Annotated in this window: 18 protein-coding genes; 12 read left to right on the forward strand and 6 right to left on the reverse strand. The window is 74.0% G+C overall.

Going from position 1 to position 16,386, the window contains the following annotated elements; translation table 11 throughout:
* Positions 1-15 precede the first annotated feature (15 nt).
* From ACFY0X_RS12625 to ACFY0X_RS12640, 4 genes are all read left to right on the forward strand, one after another.
* The gene (locus ACFY0X_RS12625) at positions 16-819 is read left to right on the forward strand and encodes an alpha/beta fold hydrolase (protein WP_387752763.1); all 804 of its coding nucleotides are present in this window, start codon (positions 16-18) and stop codon (positions 817-819) included.
* 141 nt (positions 820-960) lie between these two features.
* On the forward strand, positions 961-1,368 hold the full coding sequence (locus tag ACFY0X_RS12630) for a helix-turn-helix domain-containing protein (protein ID WP_387752766.1): 408 nt from the start codon (positions 961-963) through the stop codon (positions 1,366-1,368).
* A 2-nt stretch (positions 1,369-1,370) separates the two neighbouring features.
* The gene (locus ACFY0X_RS12635; protein WP_387752769.1) at positions 1,371-1,886 is read left to right on the forward strand and encodes a hypothetical protein; all 516 of its coding nucleotides are present in this window, start codon (positions 1,371-1,373) and stop codon (positions 1,884-1,886) included.
* A gap of 117 nt (positions 1,887-2,003) precedes the next feature.
* Positions 2,004-2,354 carry a DUF2516 family protein gene (locus ACFY0X_RS12640; RefSeq protein ID WP_387752772.1) on the forward strand — a complete coding sequence of 117 codons (351 nt, stop codon included), beginning with the start codon at positions 2,004-2,006 and terminating at the stop codon, positions 2,352-2,354.
* Positions 2,355-2,501: 147 nt separating this feature from the next.
* Here the strand turns inward: ACFY0X_RS12640 and ACFY0X_RS12645 are convergent, their stop codons facing one another.
* The gene (locus ACFY0X_RS12645; RefSeq protein WP_387752774.1) at positions 2,502-3,998 is read right to left on the reverse strand and encodes a PP2C family protein-serine/threonine phosphatase; all 1,497 of its coding nucleotides are present in this window, start codon (positions 3,996-3,998) and stop codon (positions 2,502-2,504) included.
* A gap of 237 nt (positions 3,999-4,235) precedes the next feature.
* On the opposite strand from ACFY0X_RS12645, the gene ACFY0X_RS12650 reads away from it, so the two are divergent.
* The gene (locus tag ACFY0X_RS12650; RefSeq protein WP_387753184.1) at positions 4,236-4,796 is read left to right on the forward strand and encodes an O-acetyl-ADP-ribose deacetylase; all 561 of its coding nucleotides are present in this window, start codon (positions 4,236-4,238) and stop codon (positions 4,794-4,796) included.
* A gap of 191 nt (positions 4,797-4,987) precedes the next feature.
* On the opposite strand, the gene ACFY0X_RS12655 is transcribed toward ACFY0X_RS12650, so the two are convergent.
* Positions 4,988-5,821, reverse strand: a complete 834-nt coding sequence (locus tag ACFY0X_RS12655; RefSeq protein ID WP_387752777.1) for a class I SAM-dependent methyltransferase — start codon at positions 5,819-5,821, stop codon at positions 4,988-4,990.
* Positions 5,822-6,035: 214 nt separating this feature from the next.
* Between ACFY0X_RS12655 and mshA the strand changes: the two genes are divergently transcribed.
* Both mshA and ACFY0X_RS12665 read left to right on the forward strand, forming a co-directional pair.
* The gene (gene mshA, locus ACFY0X_RS12660) at positions 6,036-7,406 is read left to right on the forward strand and encodes a D-inositol-3-phosphate glycosyltransferase (protein ID WP_387753186.1); all 1,371 of its coding nucleotides are present in this window, start codon (positions 6,036-6,038) and stop codon (positions 7,404-7,406) included.
* 54 nt (positions 7,407-7,460) lie between these two features.
* Positions 7,461-8,024 (forward strand): YbjN domain-containing protein, encoded by a 564-nt coding sequence (locus ACFY0X_RS12665; RefSeq protein ID WP_387752779.1) that lies wholly within the window; start codon positions 7,461-7,463, stop codon positions 8,022-8,024.
* Positions 8,025-8,033: 9 nt separating this feature from the next.
* Here the strand turns inward: ACFY0X_RS12665 and ACFY0X_RS12670 are convergent, their stop codons facing one another.
* Positions 8,034-9,335 carry an MDR family MFS transporter gene (locus tag ACFY0X_RS12670; RefSeq protein ID WP_387752781.1) on the reverse strand — a complete coding sequence of 434 codons (1,302 nt, stop codon included), beginning with the start codon at positions 9,333-9,335 and terminating at the stop codon, positions 8,034-8,036.
* Positions 9,336-9,511: 176 nt separating this feature from the next.
* Here ACFY0X_RS12670 and ACFY0X_RS12675 point away from each other — a divergent pair, with 176 nt between their 5' ends.
* The gene (locus tag ACFY0X_RS12675) at positions 9,512-10,270 is read left to right on the forward strand and encodes a phosphoglyceromutase (protein ID WP_387752783.1); all 759 of its coding nucleotides are present in this window, start codon (positions 9,512-9,514) and stop codon (positions 10,268-10,270) included.
* 270 nt (positions 10,271-10,540) lie between these two features.
* Positions 10,541-11,137 (forward strand): lytic polysaccharide monooxygenase, encoded by a 597-nt coding sequence (locus ACFY0X_RS12680; protein WP_387752786.1) that lies wholly within the window; start codon positions 10,541-10,543, stop codon positions 11,135-11,137.
* A gap of 74 nt (positions 11,138-11,211) precedes the next feature.
* Here ACFY0X_RS12680 and ACFY0X_RS12685 read toward each other — a convergent pair whose 3' ends face one another.
* Positions 11,212-11,391, reverse strand: a complete 180-nt coding sequence (locus tag ACFY0X_RS12685; protein ID WP_387752789.1) for a hypothetical protein — start codon at positions 11,389-11,391, stop codon at positions 11,212-11,214.
* Between the two features lie 184 nt (positions 11,392-11,575).
* Positions 11,576-12,265, reverse strand: coding sequence for a phosphate signaling complex protein PhoU (phoU, locus tag ACFY0X_RS12690; RefSeq protein WP_387752792.1), 690 nt, complete (start codon positions 12,263-12,265; stop codon positions 11,576-11,578).
* A 306-nt stretch (positions 12,266-12,571) separates the two neighbouring features.
* Here phoU and ACFY0X_RS12695 point away from each other — a divergent pair, with 306 nt between their 5' ends.
* Both ACFY0X_RS12695 and ACFY0X_RS12700 read left to right on the forward strand, forming a co-directional pair.
* Positions 12,572-13,981: a sensor histidine kinase gene (locus ACFY0X_RS12695; protein WP_387752795.1), complete on the forward strand. Its 1,410-nt coding sequence runs from the start codon at positions 12,572-12,574 to the stop codon at positions 13,979-13,981.
* 2 nt (positions 13,982-13,983) lie between these two features.
* Entirely contained in the window at positions 13,984-14,679 is a 696-nt protein-coding gene (locus ACFY0X_RS12700; protein ID WP_031069385.1) for a response regulator transcription factor, read from the forward strand.
* Between the two features lie 102 nt (positions 14,680-14,781).
* On the opposite strand, the gene ACFY0X_RS12705 is transcribed toward ACFY0X_RS12700, so the two are convergent.
* The gene (locus ACFY0X_RS12705) at positions 14,782-15,423 is read right to left on the reverse strand and encodes a DUF461 domain-containing protein (RefSeq protein WP_387752797.1); all 642 of its coding nucleotides are present in this window, start codon (positions 15,421-15,423) and stop codon (positions 14,782-14,784) included.
* A 440-nt stretch (positions 15,424-15,863) separates the two neighbouring features.
* Between ACFY0X_RS12705 and ACFY0X_RS12710 the strand changes: the two genes are divergently transcribed.
* Positions 15,864-16,346, forward strand: a complete 483-nt coding sequence (locus ACFY0X_RS12710) for a CarD family transcriptional regulator (RefSeq protein ID WP_014136563.1) — start codon at positions 15,864-15,866, stop codon at positions 16,344-16,346.
* Positions 16,347-16,386: the final 40 nt, after the last annotated feature.

The following is a 16,386-nucleotide window of genomic DNA, read 5'->3' on the forward strand; positions in this document are numbered from 1 at the left end:
TGGAAGGATCACCGCATGAGCCCGCACCCCGATCCCCCCGCCTCCGAACTCCACGTCCCCGCCCCCGGCGGCGGCCGGCTGTGGGCGGAGCGCCGCGGCACCGGCAGCCCGGTGGTGCTGCTGCACGGCGCCGGCATGGACTCCCGGCTGTGGGACGCCGTCGCCCCGGCGCTCTCCCGGCACCACGACGTGATCCGCTACGACGCCCGCGGCCTCGGCCGCTCCAGCTCGCCGGAGCGGGCCTTCGACGACGTCGCGGACCTGGGCGCCGTGCTGGACCACGCCGGTCTGCGCAGCGCAGCCCTGGTCGGCCTGAGCATGGGCGGGGAGACCGCGCTGGACTTCGCCCTCGCCCACCCCGGCCGGGTCACCGCGCTCGGCCTGGTCGGCGCCTCGGTCAGCGGCCACGACTGGCTGCCGTCCCCGGAGACCACGGCCTACGCCGAGGCCCGGCGGCGCGGCGACGCGGCCGCGCTGGCCGAGCTGGAGCTCTCGGTCTGGGCCGCGATGGGCCCCGGCGCGCCGGGCGGCGAGCTGATCGCGGCGATGGTCCAGGCGAACGCGGCCCGTCGGATCGTCAGCGAACACCACCTCGCGGGCGCCCCGGCCCGGGCGGCCGAGCCGCTCCTCGGCACCGTCACCGCCCCCACCCTGGTCGTCCACGGCGACCGCGACCACCCGGAGATCGCGGCGATCGCCGAGCGGCTCTCCGCCGAGATCCCCGGCGCCCGCGGCCACCTCGTCCCGGACGCCGACCACTACCTCCCGCTGCGCACCCCCGAACGGCTCACCGCACTCCTCCTCGCCCACCTGGCCTGACCGGCGACCGGCCCGCCCGCGCCCGCCTCCCGCCGCCGTCCCCGCCTTCCCGCCTGCCGCCCGGGCCGCCTCGCGCCCGGCGCGTTTGCTGCCGCTAGCACCCTGCTTGCATTTGCAAGCGGGGTGTTGCAGGCTGTCCGCATGGCCTCACTGAACGTCGGCTCGCTGGGCGAGTACATCCGCGAGCAGCGCCGCAACGCCCAGTACTCGCTGCGCCAGCTGGCGGAGGCCGCCGGCGTGTCCAACCCGTACCTCAGCCAGATCGAGCGCGGGCTGCGCAAGCCGAGCGCGGAGATCCTCCAGCAGATCGCCAAGGCGCTGCGGATCTCGGCGGAGACGCTGTACGTCCAGGCCGGGATCCTGGAGGAGCGGCGGGGAGAGGGCCTGGAACTGCGGGCCTCGATCCTGGCCGATCCGCTGATCAACGAGCAGCAGAAGCAGGCGCTGCTCGCGGTCTACGACGCCTTCCTCAAGGAGAACGCCGCGTCGGCCCCCACCGCGCCGACCGACGGCCCAGCCACCCAGAACACCCACCGGGAGGACCGGTAACCATGCCCATCACCGACGAGATCAAGAAGACCCTCAGCGACCCGACCCCGCTGTACGCCCTGGCCGGCGCCGGGGACCTCGCGTACGAGAAGCTGCGCGAGGTGCCGGGCCGGGTCGAGGCGCTGGCGGCGGACCGCAAGGGCGCGCAGGAGAAGGCCACGGCCACGCTCCACGAGGCGCAGTCGCTGCTGACCGGGGCGCAGGCCAAGGTCGCCGAGACCGTCACCACCCTGCCGACCGACTTCAAGGCGCTGCAGGAGCGGGCCCAGGGCTTCGCGCTGCAGCAGGTGGCCCGTGCGGTCGAGCTGGCGGTGAAGGCCAGGGAGACGTACGACGAGCTGGCCGAGCGCGGCAAGGTCGTGGTGGACAAGGCCCGCCCGGCCGCGCCGGAGGAGCCCGGGCGGCCCGAGGTGGTGGTGGAGCGGATCGAGGCCGAGCCGGTGACGGACGGCGCCGCCGAGCCCGCGCCGAAGAAGTCCGCCCGGGCCCGCAAGAACGCCGCCGACGCCGCGGAGTGACCTCGCGCCCCGTGGGGCACGACAGGTGACCGTGGGACGTTGACCCCGTCGCGGACGGTCGTCGTGCCAGGATGGACGGCGGTCGCAGCGCCGGAGTCGAGAGCAGAGGAGATCGAAATGGTCGGAGTGTTTCAGATTCTGGCCTTTTCCTACCTGAACCCGGTCTGGTGGGCGACCGTCGCCATCCTCGCCTACAAGCTGTTCGCCCTGGTCGACGCGGCCACCCGCCGGGAGGACGCCTACCGGGCGGCCGACAAGAAGACCAAGGGCTTCTGGGTGGCGATCCTGGCGGTCTCCTTCGGCTGGGACCTCCTGTTCGGGGTGAACTTCTTCACCGGCATCGGCACGCTGGCCGGCCTGGTCGCCTCGATCGTCTACGTGGTGGACGTCCGCCCGGCGATCCGGGCGCTGACCGGCGGCGGCGGGCAGGGAGGCCGGAGCAACACCGGGCCGTACGGCCCCTGGTAGGCGCGGCAGCGGACAACGCGACGGCCCGGACGGGGAGTTCACCCGCCCGGGCCGTCGTCTGCTCCGCCGCCGCTTGACCGACCGTCCGGCTACCGGACCGCCCGGCCGCCGGACCGCCGGCTGCCGGACCACTCGCCTGGCGGGCCATCAGCCGAGGATCAGCTGCACCGGGTTGCGCTCCAGCAGCAGCACCGCGACGTCGTCGGTCAGCGCGCCGCCGTTCAGCTCCTCGACCTCGGCGATGGCGCTGTCGACCAGCCGCCCCCTGGTCAGTCCGGCGGCCTGGTGGTCGCCGACCAGGTCCGCGAGCCCGTCCTGGCCCAGCCGGCGGGACCCGGCCCCGACCCGGCCCTCGATCAGCCCGTCGGTGTAGAGCAACAGCCGCCAGCCGGGCCGCAGTTCGACCTCGTGGGCGGGCCAGGCGGCCTGCCCGTCGTGGCACGGCAGCAGGCCGAGCGCGGGCCCGGCGAGGTCGGCGGGCAGGCTGACCGGCTCGTGGTCCCGGCCGAGCAGCAGCGGCGCCGGGTGCCCGGCGAGGTAGAGCCGGGCCCGCTCGCCGGCGCCGAGCGAGTCGAGGTCGCTGCCGGTGCCGCCGGGCTCGATGACGAGCATGCAGAGCGTCGCGAAGATCTCGTCGCTGCGCCGCTCGTGCTCCAGCACGTGCTGGAGGGTGGTGAGCAGGGCCTCGCCGGTGAGGCCGGCGAAGACCAGGGTGCGCCACGCTATCCGGAGCGCCACGCCGAGCGCGGCCTCGTCCGGGCCGTGGCCGCAGACGTCGCCGATCACCACGTGGACGGCGCCGTCGTCGGTGCGTACGGCGTCGTAGAAGTCGCCGCCGAGCAGCGCGCGCCGGCGGCCGGGGCGGTAGCGCCGGGTGAAGGAGAGCCCGGCGCCGTCGAGCAGCGGGGTGGGCAGCAGGTGGCGCTGGAGACGGGCGTTCTCCTGGCCGCGCAACTCGGCCTCGACCAGGCGCCGCTGGGACTCGTCGGCGCGCTTGCGCTCGACGGCGTAGCGCAGGGCGCGGGCGAGCAGCGGGCCGTCCGTCTCGTGCTTGAGGAGGAAGTCCTGGGCGCCGGCCGCGACGGCGGCCGCGCCGAGTTCGGCCCCGGCAGCGTCGGTGAGCACCACGACCGGGGTGTGCGGGGCGCGGCGGAGCAGCTCGTGCAGGCCCTCCAGCCCGTCCGAGGCGTCGGAGGGGTGTGGCAGGTCGGCGGGCGCGGCGAGGTCGAGCAGCACGCAGCCGAACTCGGGGGTGCGGGAGCGCCCGCGCCGGGCCCAGGGGGCGGGCGGGGAGAGCAGTTCGGTGGCCTGGTCCAGGCCGCGGGCCCAGTGGATCTCGATCGAGGCGCCGCTGTCGGCCACCGCGGCCTTGATCAGCTGGGCGTCCGAGGCGTCGTCCTCGATGACCAGCAGCCGCAGCGGCCCGTCGTCGGCCGGCCCGTCCGCCGCCGGAGGGCCGGCCGGGTCGGGGACGTGGGACGGGTGGGAGGCGTGCGCGGCCCGCGAGCGGGGGTGGGGTATCGGGGGAGTCGCCGTGGCCGGTCCGGTCGTGGCGTGGCTGCGGGCATGGCCGACGCGGGCGCCGTCGTGGGCGCCCGGCAGGTCCGCGGCACCAGGTGCCCGCCCGTCTCCCGTTGCGGGCATCGATCGTTCCTCCCTTTCCCCGACTGCGTAACGGTCGACGTCCGTCCGCGGTGCCCGCCTGGCACCGCGCGTCGGGAAACTTCTCGCGACCATAACGTGATCTCCGGGGATTTCTCCGGCCGACCGGCGCCGTTGTGGTTATTGCCACGCCGGTGGCGGTGTGGTGTCTGGACTCGGACGACGACTCGGCTCCCGTCCCGGCGGCTGCCGGGCGGCCCGGGGGAGGAACGGGAGATGGTGGCACGGATCACCCTGGTGAAGGGTGACATCACGGAACAGGCGGTGGACGCGGTGGTGAACGCCGCCAACTCGTCCCTGCTGGGCGGCGGCGGGGTGGACGGCGCGATCCACCGCAAGGGCGGGCCGCGGATCCTGGAGGAGTGCCGCCGACTGCGCGCCTCGCACTGGGGCAAGGGGCTGCCCACCGGCCGGGCGGTGGCGACGGCCGCCGGACGGCTGCCGGCCCGGTGGGTGGTGCACACCGTCGGGCCGGTGTACCGGGCGGAGGAGTACGAGGAGCGGGCGGAGCTGCTGGCCTCCTGCTATCGCGAGTCGCTGCGCACCGCGGCGGAGCTCGGCGCGCGCACGGTGGCCTTCCCGGCGGTGTCGGCCGGGATCTACGGCTGGCCGCCGGCGGACGCGGCCCGGATCGCGCTGGGCACCGTCGCCGAGGTGCTGGGCGGCGGTGACGCGGAGGCGGGCGCGGAGCTGACGGAGGTGCGGTTCGTGCTGTTCGGGTCGGAGATGTACGAGGTGTTCGAACGGGCCTGGCGGGAGCTGTCCGAGCGGGACGGCTGACGGCGCGGCGGGGTCGTGGTGTGCGGGGTCGTGGTGCGGGCCGGGCGGTGTGGGGTGCCGCCGCTCGGTCGGTCCATCGTGGCGTGCCGGGGCGTCAACACGCCATAGATATTCGATAACTCGTTCGAGTGAATGTATCGGGTCGCTCACCAGCTCCGGCGCGCACCGGCCCCCGCGCGCTCCCCTGCCCGCTACGGGGCGAGCGCCGACCAGGGCACCGTGACCTCGCCCTGCCGCCACCGGCCGCGCGCGTCCACCAGCGGCCAGCTGCCCGCGAGCGCCGTGCAGGCCGCCACCCAGCGCTGCCGCGCCCCGAACGCCCCGTACGGCGCGGCCGCCGCCCAGGCCCGGTCGAAGTCGGTCAGGAAGCGGTGCACCGGCCGACCCGGCACGTTGTGGTGGATCAGTGCCTTCGGCAGCCGCTCGGCCAGGTCGGAGGGCTGGCCCAGGCCGCCCAGCCGGGCCGCGAAGGTCACCGTCCGGGGCCCCTCCGGGCCGAGCGCGACCCAGACGTGCCGCCGCCCGATCTCGTCGCAGGTGCCCTCGACCAGCAGCCCGTCCGGGGCGAGCCGCGCGCACAGCCGCTCCCACACCCCGGCCACCGCCGACTCGTCGTACTGCCGCAGCACGTTGGCCGCCCGGATCAGCTGGGCCGGCGCGCCGCCGTCCAGCGGCACCTCGAAGCCGCCGCGCCGGAAGGTGAGCAGCGGCGGCTCGGCGTACGGCAGCGCGGCGGCGACCCGCTCCGGCTCGATCTCGATCCCGACCACCCGGACGTCCGGCCGCACCGTGCGCAGCCGCCCGGCCAGCTCGACGGCGGTCCACGGCGCGGCGCCGTAGCCGAGGTCCACCGCGACCGGCGGGCGCTCGGCGGCGCGCAGCGCACGGCCGAGCGCGTGGGCGATCCAGCGGTCCATCCGGCGCAGCCGGTTGGTGTTGGTGGTGCCCCGGGTGACCGTCCCCACCGGGCGCCCGGTCCGTCCGCGGGCGGGCGCGGCGGGAGCGGGGTCGAAGGAGGCAGCCATGCCCAGAAGGGTAGTCGGACCTTCGGCGGCACCGCGCTGACCTGGGGCGATGGCGGCCGCTCGGGCCGGGGGCCGGGGCGGGAATGCCGGACACGGTCCGTGTGGTTGGCACACTGGTGGTGATGTGTGCCCGGACGGGGCAGCGCACACCGGACAACGGGCGGCCCGGACGGACCGCCTCGACGGGCCGCACAGAGGAGGCTTCAGCCAGGTGATCCAGCACCCCGTCCGTTCGGTACGCGGTGTCCAGCCCGCCGCCCCCGCGCGCGGCCGGCTCCAGTCGCTCGTCCCCGGCCGCCGTCGCCCGCGCCGGATCGCGATGCTGAGCGTCCACACCTCGCCGCTGCACCAGCCCGGCACCGGGGACGCCGGCGGGATGAACGTGTACATCGTCGAGCTGGCCAAGCGCCTGGCCGACCTCAACATCGAGGTCGAGGTGTTCACCCGGTCGATCAGCTCGGACGACGCGCCGACGGTCGAGCTGGCCCCGGGCGTGCTGGTGCGCCACGTCACCGCCGGGCCGTACGAGGGCCTGGTGAAGGAGGACCTGCCGGCCCAGCTGTGCGCCTTCACCCACGCGGTGCTGCGGACGGAGGCGGGCCACCGCCCCGGCCACTACGACCTGGTGCACTCGCACTACTGGCTCTCCGGGCAGGTCGGCTGGCTGGCCGCGCAGCGCTGGGGGGTGCCGCTGGTGCACACCATGCACACCATGGCGAAGGTCAAGAACGCCGCGCTGGCCGAGGGCGACACGCCCGAGCCCGCGGCCCGGGTGATCGGGGAGACCCAGGTGGTGGAGGCGGCCGACCGGCTGATCGCCAACACCACCGAGGAGGCCGCCGAGCTGGCGCTGCACTACGCCGCCCGGCCGGACCAGCTGGCCGTCGTCCACCCCGGGGTCAACCTGGACGTCTTCCGCCCCGGCGCCCCGTCGGCGCCCGCCGCCGCGCGCGCCCGGCTGGGCCTGCCGCAGGACGCCGCGGTGCTGCTGTTCGCCGGCCGGATCCAGCCGCTGAAGGCCCCGGACGTGCTGCTGCGGGCGGTCGCCGCACTGCTGGACCGCCGCCCCGAGCTGCGCGAGAACCTGGTGGTGCCGGTGGTCGGCGGGCCGTCCGGCACCGGGCTGGCCCGGCCGGAGAGCCTGCACAAGCTCGCCGCCCAGCTGGGCATCTGCGACGTGGTGCGGTTCCACCCGCCGGTCGGCCAGCCGCAGCTCGCGGACTGGTACCGGGCGGCGACGGCGCTGGTGACGCCCTCGTACAGCGAGTCCTTCGGGCTGGTCGCGCTGGAGGCTCAGGCCTGCGGCACCCCGGTGGTGGCGGCCGCGGTCGGCGGCCTGCCGGTCGCGGTGCGGGACGGCGAGACCGGCACCCTGGTGCAGGGCCACGACCCGGTGGACTGGTCGTACGCGCTGGAGCCGTACGTCACCGACCGGGCCCTGGTCGCCCGGCGCGGTGAGGCGGCGGCCAGGCACGCGGCCCGCTTCGGCTGGGACACCGCCGCGGCGACCACCGCCGAGGTGTACGCCGGCAGCATGGCCCGCCCGGCCGGCCGGCCGGCCGCGGCCCGCCGCCGACTGGCCTGAGCGCCGGGCGGCTCGGGCTGCGCCCGCCCGGTACCGGCGAGTAACGTCACCTCCATGGCAATCCGCACCAAGGACGAGGCCCTGACCCTCCTGCGCACCGCCCTGGACGACGCCGGGGTGGCCTGGGAGCCGGCCGCCGCCGACCCGTTCACGCTGGTGGCGGCCCTCCCGGGCACCCGGAAGCTGAGCACCGCCTGCGCCCTGCGGGTCGGCGACCACACCCTGTCGGTGAACGCCTTCGTGATCCGCCGTCCGGACGAGAACCACGAGGCCGTCTACCGCTGGCTGCTGGAGCGCAACACCCGGATGTACGGCGTCGGGTACGCGGTCGACGCGCTCGGCGACGTCTACCTGGCCGGCCGGCTGCCGCTGGAGGCGCTCACCCCGCAGTCGGTGGACCGGCTGCTCGGGACGGTGCTGGAGAACGCGGACGAGCCGTTCAACACCCTGCTCGAGCTGGGCTTCGCCACGGCGATCCGGCGCGAGTGGGAGTGGCGGACCAAGCGCGGGGAGTCCACCCGCAACCTGGCCGCCTTCGCCCACCTGGCCGCGCCGCAGGCCCCGCCTGCGGGTGCCCAGGACAGCCGGGAGGCCCCGGGCACCCCGGACGCCGGCTGACCCGTCCGGTCAGGCGCCCGTCGGAGCCTTCGCGGGCCGTGCGGCCGGCTCCGCGACGGGCTTCGGCTTCGCAAGGGCCTCCGCCGCGGGCGCCGGAACCGCCACGACCTCGTCGGTCCCGGTGCCCTTCGCGGCGCCGGTCCGCCCGCCCAGCAGCACGTAGCCGACCGCGGCGACCGTGCCGCAGACCCCGCACGCGCCCCACAGCACCACGCTGCCGGCCCGCTCCAGCAGCACGCCGCCCACGGCCGGACCGAGGAACGAGGCGAGCGACCAGGACAGCGAGTAGACGCCCTGGTAGCGCCCGCGGGCGTGGGTCGGCGACAGCTCGGCGATCAGACCCATCAGGGTCGGGGTGTAGAGGATCTCTCCGATCGTCCAGACCGTCACGGTGAAGGCGTAGAACCACGCGGACGATCCGGCCAGGGCCGTCACCCCGAACCCCCAGCCGATGAACAGCGCGGCCGCCGCCAGCATGGCCGAGCGGCTGCGGTTCTCGACCCACCGGGTGAGCGGGATCTGCAGCAGCACGATCAGCAGCCCGTTCAGGCCGATGACCAGGCCGTACTCGGTGGACGTGATCCCCCGGCGGCCCATGTCGACCGCGAGGGTGGTGGCTCCCTGCTGCAGCACCAGGGCGAGCAGCAGGGTGAGGCCGACCACGGCCATGAAGCGGCTGTCCCGGAACACGGTGCCGAGACCGACCGCCGGCCCGTCGGCCTTCGCGCCCGCCGGGGCGTCGGGCCTGGTCTCCGGGATCCTGATGAAGATCACCACCGCGCAGAGCACGGTGGACAGGGCGTCCAGCAGGAAGAGCGTCAGGTACCCGTGGGTGGCGATCAGACCGGCGACGGCCGAGGAGAGGCCGAAGCCCAGGTTGATCGCCCAGAAGTTCAGCGAGTAGGCGCGGACCCGGTCGGCGGCCGGGACGATGTCCGCGATGATCGCCGAGATGGCGGGCCGGGTGGCGTTGTTGCAGAACCCCACCAGGAAGGCCACCACGGCGATCGCCACCTGCCCGTCCGTGAAGCCGAGCACGGCGGTGAACAGGGCGGTGCCGAGCTGGGCGGCGAGCAGGGTCGGACGGCGTCCGACCCGGTCGGTGAGCACCCCGGCGATGATCGAGGAGACCGCCGAGCCGAGGCCGAACAGGGCGGCGACCAGGCCCGCGTAGGTTGCCGAGTACCCGCGGCTGCTGGTGAGGTAGAGCGCCAGGAAGGTGACCACGAAGGCGCCGAGCCGGTTGACCAGGGTGGAGACCCAGAGCCACCAGAACTGGCGCGGCAGCCCGCCCGCCGTTTCCTGGACCATTCTTCGGAACCGGGCGGTGACGAGCATGTGGGGGCTCCCGAGGGCAGGCGTCCGCTGAGCGGTACGGCAGGCCCGGTCAGCCGACGCATGTAAGTGGCAGATGCGCGCGGCACACATTACCCAGAGGTCGAAGGTCCCCACCAGGGGTTTTCCCACCCCCCACTAAGCTGGGGGCCATGGCTGACACGACGTACCGACTCATCCTGCTCCGCCACGGCGAGAGCCAGTGGAACCAGAAGAACCTGTTCACCGGTTGGGTCGATGTCGACCTCAACGAGAAGGGCGAGAAGGAGGCCGCCCGCGGTGGCGAGCTCCTGGCCGCCGAGGGTCTGCTCCCCGACGTGCTGCACACCTCGCTGCTGCGCCGCGCCATCCGCACCTCGCAGATCGCCCTGGACAAGGCCGACCGGCACTGGATCCCGGTCAGCCGCAGCTGGCGGCTGAACGAGCGCCACTACGGCGCGCTCCAGGGCAAGGACAAGGCCCAGACCCTGGCCGAGTTCGGCGAGGAGCAGTTCCAGCTGTGGCGCCGCTCGTACGACACCCCGCCGCCGGTGCTGGCCGACGACGCCGAGTACTCGCAGGCCGGCGACGCCCGCTACGCCGACATCCCGAGCGAGCTGCGTCCGCGCACCGAGTGCCTGAAGGACGTCGTCGAGCGGATGCTCCCGTACTGGTACGACGCCATCGTCCCGGACCTCGCCGCCGGCAAGACCGTCCTGGTCACCGCCCACGGCAACAGCCTGCGCGCGCTGGTCAAGCACCTCGACGGCATCTCCGACGAGGCCATCGCCGGCCTGAACATCCCGACCGGCATCCCGCTGGTGTACGAGCTGGACGCCGACTTCAAGCCCGTCGTCCAGGGCGGCCGCTACCTCGACCCGGACGCCGCCGCGGCCGCCATCGAGGCCGTCAAGAACCAGGGCAAGAAGTAGGCCCAGGAGCGCAGAGGCCCCGCCGCCGGGTTGGACCGGGGGTGGGGCCTTCGTTCGTTTCCGGCCGGTTCCGGGTCAACCCGCTTGCCAGGCAGGGGAGTTGGGTAGACGGAAAATGGTTCAGACCATTGACGGTCCAGTCGGCGACTCCTACCGTGAGGGCACCGGACCGGCGCAGGCATGCCAGGAACTCCCGTCCGGGCCGCCGCGCCCCCACGCGCGCGTCTGCGCCCCCGGCGCACACTCCATCCACCCCCACGGAGGAGCACCATGCGCACACGCCACATCGTCGGGGCGGCCGTCGCCGCGCTGGCGATCCCGTTGACCCTCGCCTTCCCGGCCTCGTCCCACGGCTGGATCTCGACCCCGCCCAGCCGGGCCGCGCTCTGCGACAGCCACGTGGACGCGGTGCCGTGGGACTGCGGCGCCATCCAGTGGGAGCCGCAGAGCGTCGAGGGCGGCAAGGGCTTCCCGGCCCTCGGCCCCTCGGACGGCACCATCTGCGCCGGCGGCAACTCGCGCTTCGCCGAGCTGGACGACCCGCACGGGGGCGCCTGGCCGACCACGCCGGTGACGGCGGGCCGGCCGCTCACCTTCACCTGGACGTTCACCGCCCGGCACGCGACCACCGACTTCCGGTACTACCTGACCAAGCCGGGCTACGACGCCAGCCAGCCGGTCACCCGGGCCAACCTGGAGCTGACGCCCTTCCTGACCGTCCCGTACGGCGGCAAGCAGGTGCCGAGCACGCTCAGCCACACCGCGACCATGCCGAGCGGCCGGACCGGTCATCAGGTGGTCGTCGCGGTCTGGACGATCTCCGACACCCCGAACGCCTTCTACTCCTGCTCCGACGTCCGGTTCTGACACCGGCGGCAACGCGCGAGGTGCACGGCCGCGGCCGGCCGTGCACCTCGGGAACCCGGCGGACGACGGCCCGCTCAGTGGCCGCCGCAGCAGCCGCCGTCCGCGCCGCCGCACTGGCAGGGCGCGCCGGACTGGCAGCCGCAGCCGCAGCCGGGGCCGCAGCCGCAGCCGGCCGCGACGACGGGGAGGAACTTCGGGGCGGGCGGCTCGACGGTGTCGTGGGCGGTCGCCGGTCGGGTCGGGTTGGCCTTCATCGAGCTTCCCTCCTAGTGACGGGCACAGTCCTGTGCCCCCACTGTCGAGTGAAGCCGCCGGACGGAGGGAGCGTCAACGGGCGCGCAGTGGTGGGGCGCACGGAGTCCGTGCGCCCGCACCACCCTCGTCACAGGTTTACCCACCCCTCGGGGCGGGCCGGACCGGCGGTCCGGCCCGCGGCGGTCAGTCGACCGGCGAGGCCTCGGCGGCCTCGGCGGCGGCCACGAACTCGGCCACGTGCTCGCCCGTCACCAGGTACACCACGCGCTTGGCGACCGACACCGCGTGGTCCGCGAAGCGCTCGTAGTAGCGGCCGACCAGGGTGATGTCGACGGCGGTCTCGATGCCGTGGTGCCAGCGCTCGTCGATCAGGTGCGACAGCAGCTCGCGGTGCAGGGTGTCGATCGCGTCGTCGTCCTGCTCCATCTCCAGCGCCTTGTCGACGTCCTTGGTGGCGATGACCAGACCGGCCTTGGCCACCAGGCGCTGGGCGAGCTGGCCCATCTCCAGGACGGTGGAGTGCAGGTCGCGCGGCACGGCGGTGTCGGGGTAGCGCATCCGCGCGACCTTGGCGACGTGCCGGGCGAGGTCGCCGCAGCGCTCCAGGTCGGCGCTCATCCGCAGCGAGGTGACGACGATGCGCAGGTCCGTGGCGACCGGCTGCTGGCGGGCCAGCAGGTCGATGGCCCGGTTCTCCAGCTCGTGGTGCAGATCGTTGATCTTCGCGTCGGCGGCGATCACGCTCTCCGCCAGCGCCAGGTCCGCGTCGAGGAGGGCGGTGGTGGCGCGGCCCAGGGCAGAGCCGACCAGCCGGGCCATCTCGACCAGGCTGTCGCCGATCGCATCGAGTTCCTCGTGGTACGCGTCGCGCATGTTCTCTCCTCAGTAGCTGTGTCGGTGGCGGTGCCGACCGGTCAGCCCGTCCGACCGTCGTTCCGGTGTCCGGGTGACCGCTGCTGGTGGCGCGCATCGTACGCGCACACCCGAGCCGGTGGCCGCTGTTCGGCGCACCGATCTCTCCCACACGGGCTGCCTGGCCAACTTTCGGCCGTCAGGGCGACGGTGCACGGCCGCCACGGTGAATCGGCGGCTTCCTGAAGGTGAATTCTCGGCAACGCGTGGTCGATGCCTTGATCCAACGCTTGGGGAGTGCCCTGGCCGTGCGCTTACGCTGGCCACATGGACGTGAACGTGGCCGCCGCCGCTGCCTGTGCCATAGCCGGGCTCGGCGTCGGCCTCACCGCCTCCATCGCCTTCCGCTGGAGCGAGCGCGAGCAGGCCAAGGGCAGGTACGGCGGAACCGGCGGCAGGAACCCCGGCCGGCACCAGTCGCTCGGCACCGGCAACCCCGAGCCGCCGCTGCCGCCCGGGGTCGACACCGTGCTCTCCGTGCTCCGCTCCTGCGCGATCGTGCTGGGCGAGGGCGACGAGGTGGTCAAGGCCAGCTCGGCGGCGTACGCGATGGGCCTGGTGCGTGGCGGCGCGGTCGCCGTGGACCAGATGCTCGCGCTGGCCCGCTCCACCCGCCGGGACGGCGAGATCCGCCAGGTCGAGCTGGAGGTGCCCCGGCCGGGCGCGGCCCGCGCGGCGGAGCCGCTCGCGGTCTCCGTCCGGGTGGCCCCGCTGGGCTCCCGTCTGGTGCTGGTGCTGGTCGAGGACCAGACCGAGCGGCGCCGGGTGGAGGCCGTCCGGCGGGACTTCGTGGCCAACGTCAGCCATGAGCTCAAGACCCCGGTCGGCGCCCTGTCGCTGCTCTCCGAGGCGGTCGTCGACGCGTCCGACGACCCGGAGGCGGTGCAGCGCTTCGCCGGCCGGATGCAGGTCGAGGCGGCCCGGCTGGCCAGCCTGGTCCAGGAGATCATCGACCTGTCCCGGGTCCAGGACGACCGGCTGATGGTCGATCCGGAGCCGGTCGCGGTGGACGAGCTGATCGCCGAGGCGATCGACCGCTGCCGCCAGCAGGCCGCCGCCAAGCAGATCCTGATCGCGGCGGGCGGCATCGCCGGCCTCTACCTGCACGGCAACCGCGGCCAGCTCGCCGCCGCGCTCGGCAACCTGGTCGAGAACGCCGTCAACTACAGCCCGCCCCGCACCCGGGTGGCCATCGCCACCCGCCGGATCTCCAGCGCCGCGGCGCTCGGGGAGGCGGACGGCGAGCTCATCGAGATCTCGGTCACCGACCAGGGCATCGGCATCTCCGAGAAGGACCGCGAGCGGGTCTTCGAGCGGTTCTACCGCGTCGACCCCGCCCGCTCCCGGGCGACCGGCGGCACCGGCCTGGGCCTGTCCATCGTCAAGCACGTCGCGGCCTCGCACGGCGGCACCGTCTCGGTGTGGAGCGTCGAGGGCCAGGGTTCGACCTTCACCGTGCGCCTGCCCGCCGGGCAGGAACCCGCGGAGGACGGGCCCGACGACGGATTCGACGACGGGCCCGACCACGGTCCGGACCACGGGCCGGACGGCGACCCCGCCGGACCCGCCGCCGCACCCCGAACCCTCACCACGGACCGTACGGCCCGTCCGCTCCCCGCCGGGGAGCGGGAACAACACCTGTCAGACACAACCCCGCAGCTTGCCCCGGAGGCCTGATCGTGACCCGAGTACTGGTGGTAGAGGACGAGGAGTCGTTCAGCGACGCCCTCTCGTACATGCTCCGCAAGGAGGGCTTCGAGGTGGCCGTCGCCGCCACCGGCCCGGACGCCCTGGAGCAGTTCGAACGCAACGGCGCCGACCTCGTCCTGCTCGACCTGATGCTGCCGGGCCTGCCCGGCACCGAGGTCTGCCGCCAGCTCCGGGTGCGCTCCAACGTCCCGGTGATCATGGTGACCGCCAAGGACAGCGAGATCGACAAGGTCGTCGGCCTGGAGATAGGCGCTGACGACTACGTCACCAAGCCGTACTCCACCCGCGAGCTGGTCGCGCGGATCCGCGCGGTGCTGCGCCGCCGCGGCGAGGACGGCGGCGCGGGCGACAACGGCGGCGGCCCGGGCGCCCTGGAGGCGGGCCCGGTCCGGATGGACGTGGACCGCCACGTGGTGACCGTGGACGGCGCCAAGGTCGACCTGCCGCTCAAGGAGTTCGACCTGCTGGAGATGCTGCTGCGCAACGCGGGCCGGGTGCTCACCCGGATGCAGCTGATCGACCGGGTGTGGGGCGCGGACTACGTCGGCGACACCAAGACCCTGGACGTCCACGTGAAGCGCCTGCGGGCCAAGATCGAGCCGGACCCGGGCGCGCCGCGCTACCTCGTCACGGTCCGCGGCCTGGGCTACAAGTTCGAGCCGTAAACCGCCCCGACCACGCGGAAGGCCCCCGCCGGCAGCAGCCGGAGGGGGCCTTCGCGTCGCTCCGGCGGGCCCGGGCGGGGCGGCCGGAGGCGGGGCGGGGCGTCAGTGCGCGGGCGGGGCGGCCGGAGTGGTGGCCGTGCCGGTGGGGGTGGCGGCGCCGGTGGCCGGGGCGGTGGCACCCGGGGTGGCGGACTTGGAGGGGGTGGCGGTCGGGGACGAGGTCGGCCCGAAGCCCTTGTAGAGGCCGCGGCCGTGCTCGCCCGAGTCCGGGCTGACGCCGGCCTGGGCCTCGACCTTCCGGCCGTCCTTGAAGGTGAAGACGGTCGGGACGAAGCCGCCGACGTGGACGGTCGCCGAGGCGACGTAGGCGGACGGGTTGTCCTGGCCGCCGATCACCACCGACCCGCCGGCCGGGACGACGACGCCGGACAGCGGGGCGCCGGCGGCGTCCTTGAAGGTCGCGGCGGCACCGCCGACGGTGACGGACTGGAGCTCGGTCGCGGTGTCCGCGGAGTTCGCGATGTTCACGACCACGTTGGCGGCACCGGTGTGGTCGCCCGCGGCGCCCTCCTCGGTGACGACCACGATGTTGTTCAGCCGGATGTTCGTGCCGAGGGTCGCCGCGGCGTTGTCGGGCCTGATCTGCAGGGTGTCCGGCGTGTTGCCGGCGGCGCAGGAGGACAGCGAGGCGATGGCGATGGCGGCGATGGCGGCGATGCTGCCGCGTCGAAGGCTGCGGCTCACGGCGGCGGCTTCTCCCTAGGTCACGTGTCGGTCGGTCAGGTCTCAGATTATCGACCTCGCTTATGCGCTCCTCACGGGGTGGTCCCCGTGTCGCACTCCCGGGGGCCGCCGAGGGCCGTCCGGCGGTACCTCCGGCGCCGCGTCCGGCACGTCCGGGTCACCCGACGGACAAGGTTCGACCAAGATCGAATAACGATTGCGTCGCGACCCGGAAAGGGGTGAAAGCTCAAGATCCAATCATGGTTGCGGGGGTGTTGCGCAAGGGTTTCGCCGAACCCCGGAACCGCCTCCGACCTGCGGGAAGCCCCTCTCGAACACCGGTCGCAGCACGTCATGGGGGTCCTTGTCAAGCCCCGAGACCGGCCCTGACCTGCGAAAACGCCCTTCGGGTGGGCCGAGAAGCGTGTTATTCTGGAAAGCCACGGAAGGGGTCCTGTCACATGACGTTCAAGGTTGGCGACACGGTGGTCTACCCCCATCACGGGGCCGCGCTGATCGAGGCCATCGAAACTCGCCAGATCAAAGGTGTGGACAAGACCTACCTGGTGCTCAAGGTGCAGCAGGGAGACCTGACGCTCCGCGTGCCCGCCGAGAACGCGGAGTTCGTCGGTGTGCGCGATGTAGTCGGCCAGGAGGGTCTGGACCGGGTCTTCGAGGTGCTGCGGGCACCGTACACGGAAGAGCCGACCAACTGGTCCCGTCGCTACAAGGCGAACCTGGAGAAGCTCGCCTCCGGCGATGTCATCAAGGTCGCCGAGGTCGTCCGCGACCTCTGGCGCCGCGAGCGCGAGCGCGGCCTCTCGGCCGGCGAGAAGCGGATGCTCGCGAAGGCGCGCCAGATCCTCGTCAGCGAGCTCGCGCTGGCGGAGAACACCAACGAGGACAAGGCGGAGACGCTGCTCGACGAGGTCCTCGCCTCGTAGCGCACGCCACCGCAGTGCGGTCGGGCTGCCGCCCAACGCT

Source organism: Kitasatospora sp. NPDC001547 (assembly GCF_042894165.1).
Classification (GTDB): Bacteria; Actinomycetota; Actinomycetes; order Streptomycetales; family Streptomycetaceae; genus Kitasatospora.

Excerpts from the sequence above, each read along its gene's own strand:
- ACFY0X_RS12625 (WP_387752763.1), top strand. The coding sequence starts at position 16 with ATGAGCCCGCACCCCGATCCCCCCGCCTCCGAACTCCACGTCCCCGCC.
- ACFY0X_RS12630 (WP_387752766.1), top strand. The coding sequence starts at position 961 with ATGGCCTCACTGAACGTCGGCTCGCTGGGCGAGTACATCCGCGAGCAG.
- ACFY0X_RS12635 (WP_387752769.1), top strand. The coding sequence starts at position 1,371 with ATGCCCATCACCGACGAGATCAAGAAGACCCTCAGCGACCCGACCCCG.
- ACFY0X_RS12640 (WP_387752772.1), top strand. The coding sequence starts at position 2,004 with ATGGTCGGAGTGTTTCAGATTCTGGCCTTTTCCTACCTGAACCCGGTC.
- ACFY0X_RS12645 (WP_387752774.1), bottom strand. The coding sequence starts at position 3,998 with ATGCCCGCAACGGGAGACGGGCGGGCACCTGGTGCCGCGGACCTGCCG.
- ACFY0X_RS12655 (WP_387752777.1), bottom strand. The coding sequence starts at position 5,821 with ATGGCTGCCTCCTTCGACCCCGCTCCCGCCGCGCCCGCCCGCGGACGG.
- ACFY0X_RS12665 (WP_387752779.1), top strand. The coding sequence starts at position 7,461 with ATGGCAATCCGCACCAAGGACGAGGCCCTGACCCTCCTGCGCACCGCC.
- ACFY0X_RS12670 (WP_387752781.1), bottom strand. The coding sequence starts at position 9,335 with ATGGTCCAGGAAACGGCGGGCGGGCTGCCGCGCCAGTTCTGGTGGCTC.
- ACFY0X_RS12675 (WP_387752783.1), top strand. The coding sequence starts at position 9,512 with ATGGCTGACACGACGTACCGACTCATCCTGCTCCGCCACGGCGAGAGC.
- ACFY0X_RS12680 (WP_387752786.1), top strand. The coding sequence starts at position 10,541 with ATGCGCACACGCCACATCGTCGGGGCGGCCGTCGCCGCGCTGGCGATC.
- ACFY0X_RS12685 (WP_387752789.1), bottom strand. The coding sequence starts at position 11,391 with ATGAAGGCCAACCCGACCCGACCGGCGACCGCCCACGACACCGTCGAG.
- phoU (WP_387752792.1), bottom strand. The coding sequence starts at position 12,265 with ATGCGCGACGCGTACCACGAGGAACTCGATGCGATCGGCGACAGCCTG.
- ACFY0X_RS12695 (WP_387752795.1), top strand. The coding sequence starts at position 12,572 with ATGGACGTGAACGTGGCCGCCGCCGCTGCCTGTGCCATAGCCGGGCTC.
- ACFY0X_RS12710 (WP_014136563.1), top strand. The coding sequence starts at position 15,864 with ATGACGTTCAAGGTTGGCGACACGGTGGTCTACCCCCATCACGGGGCC.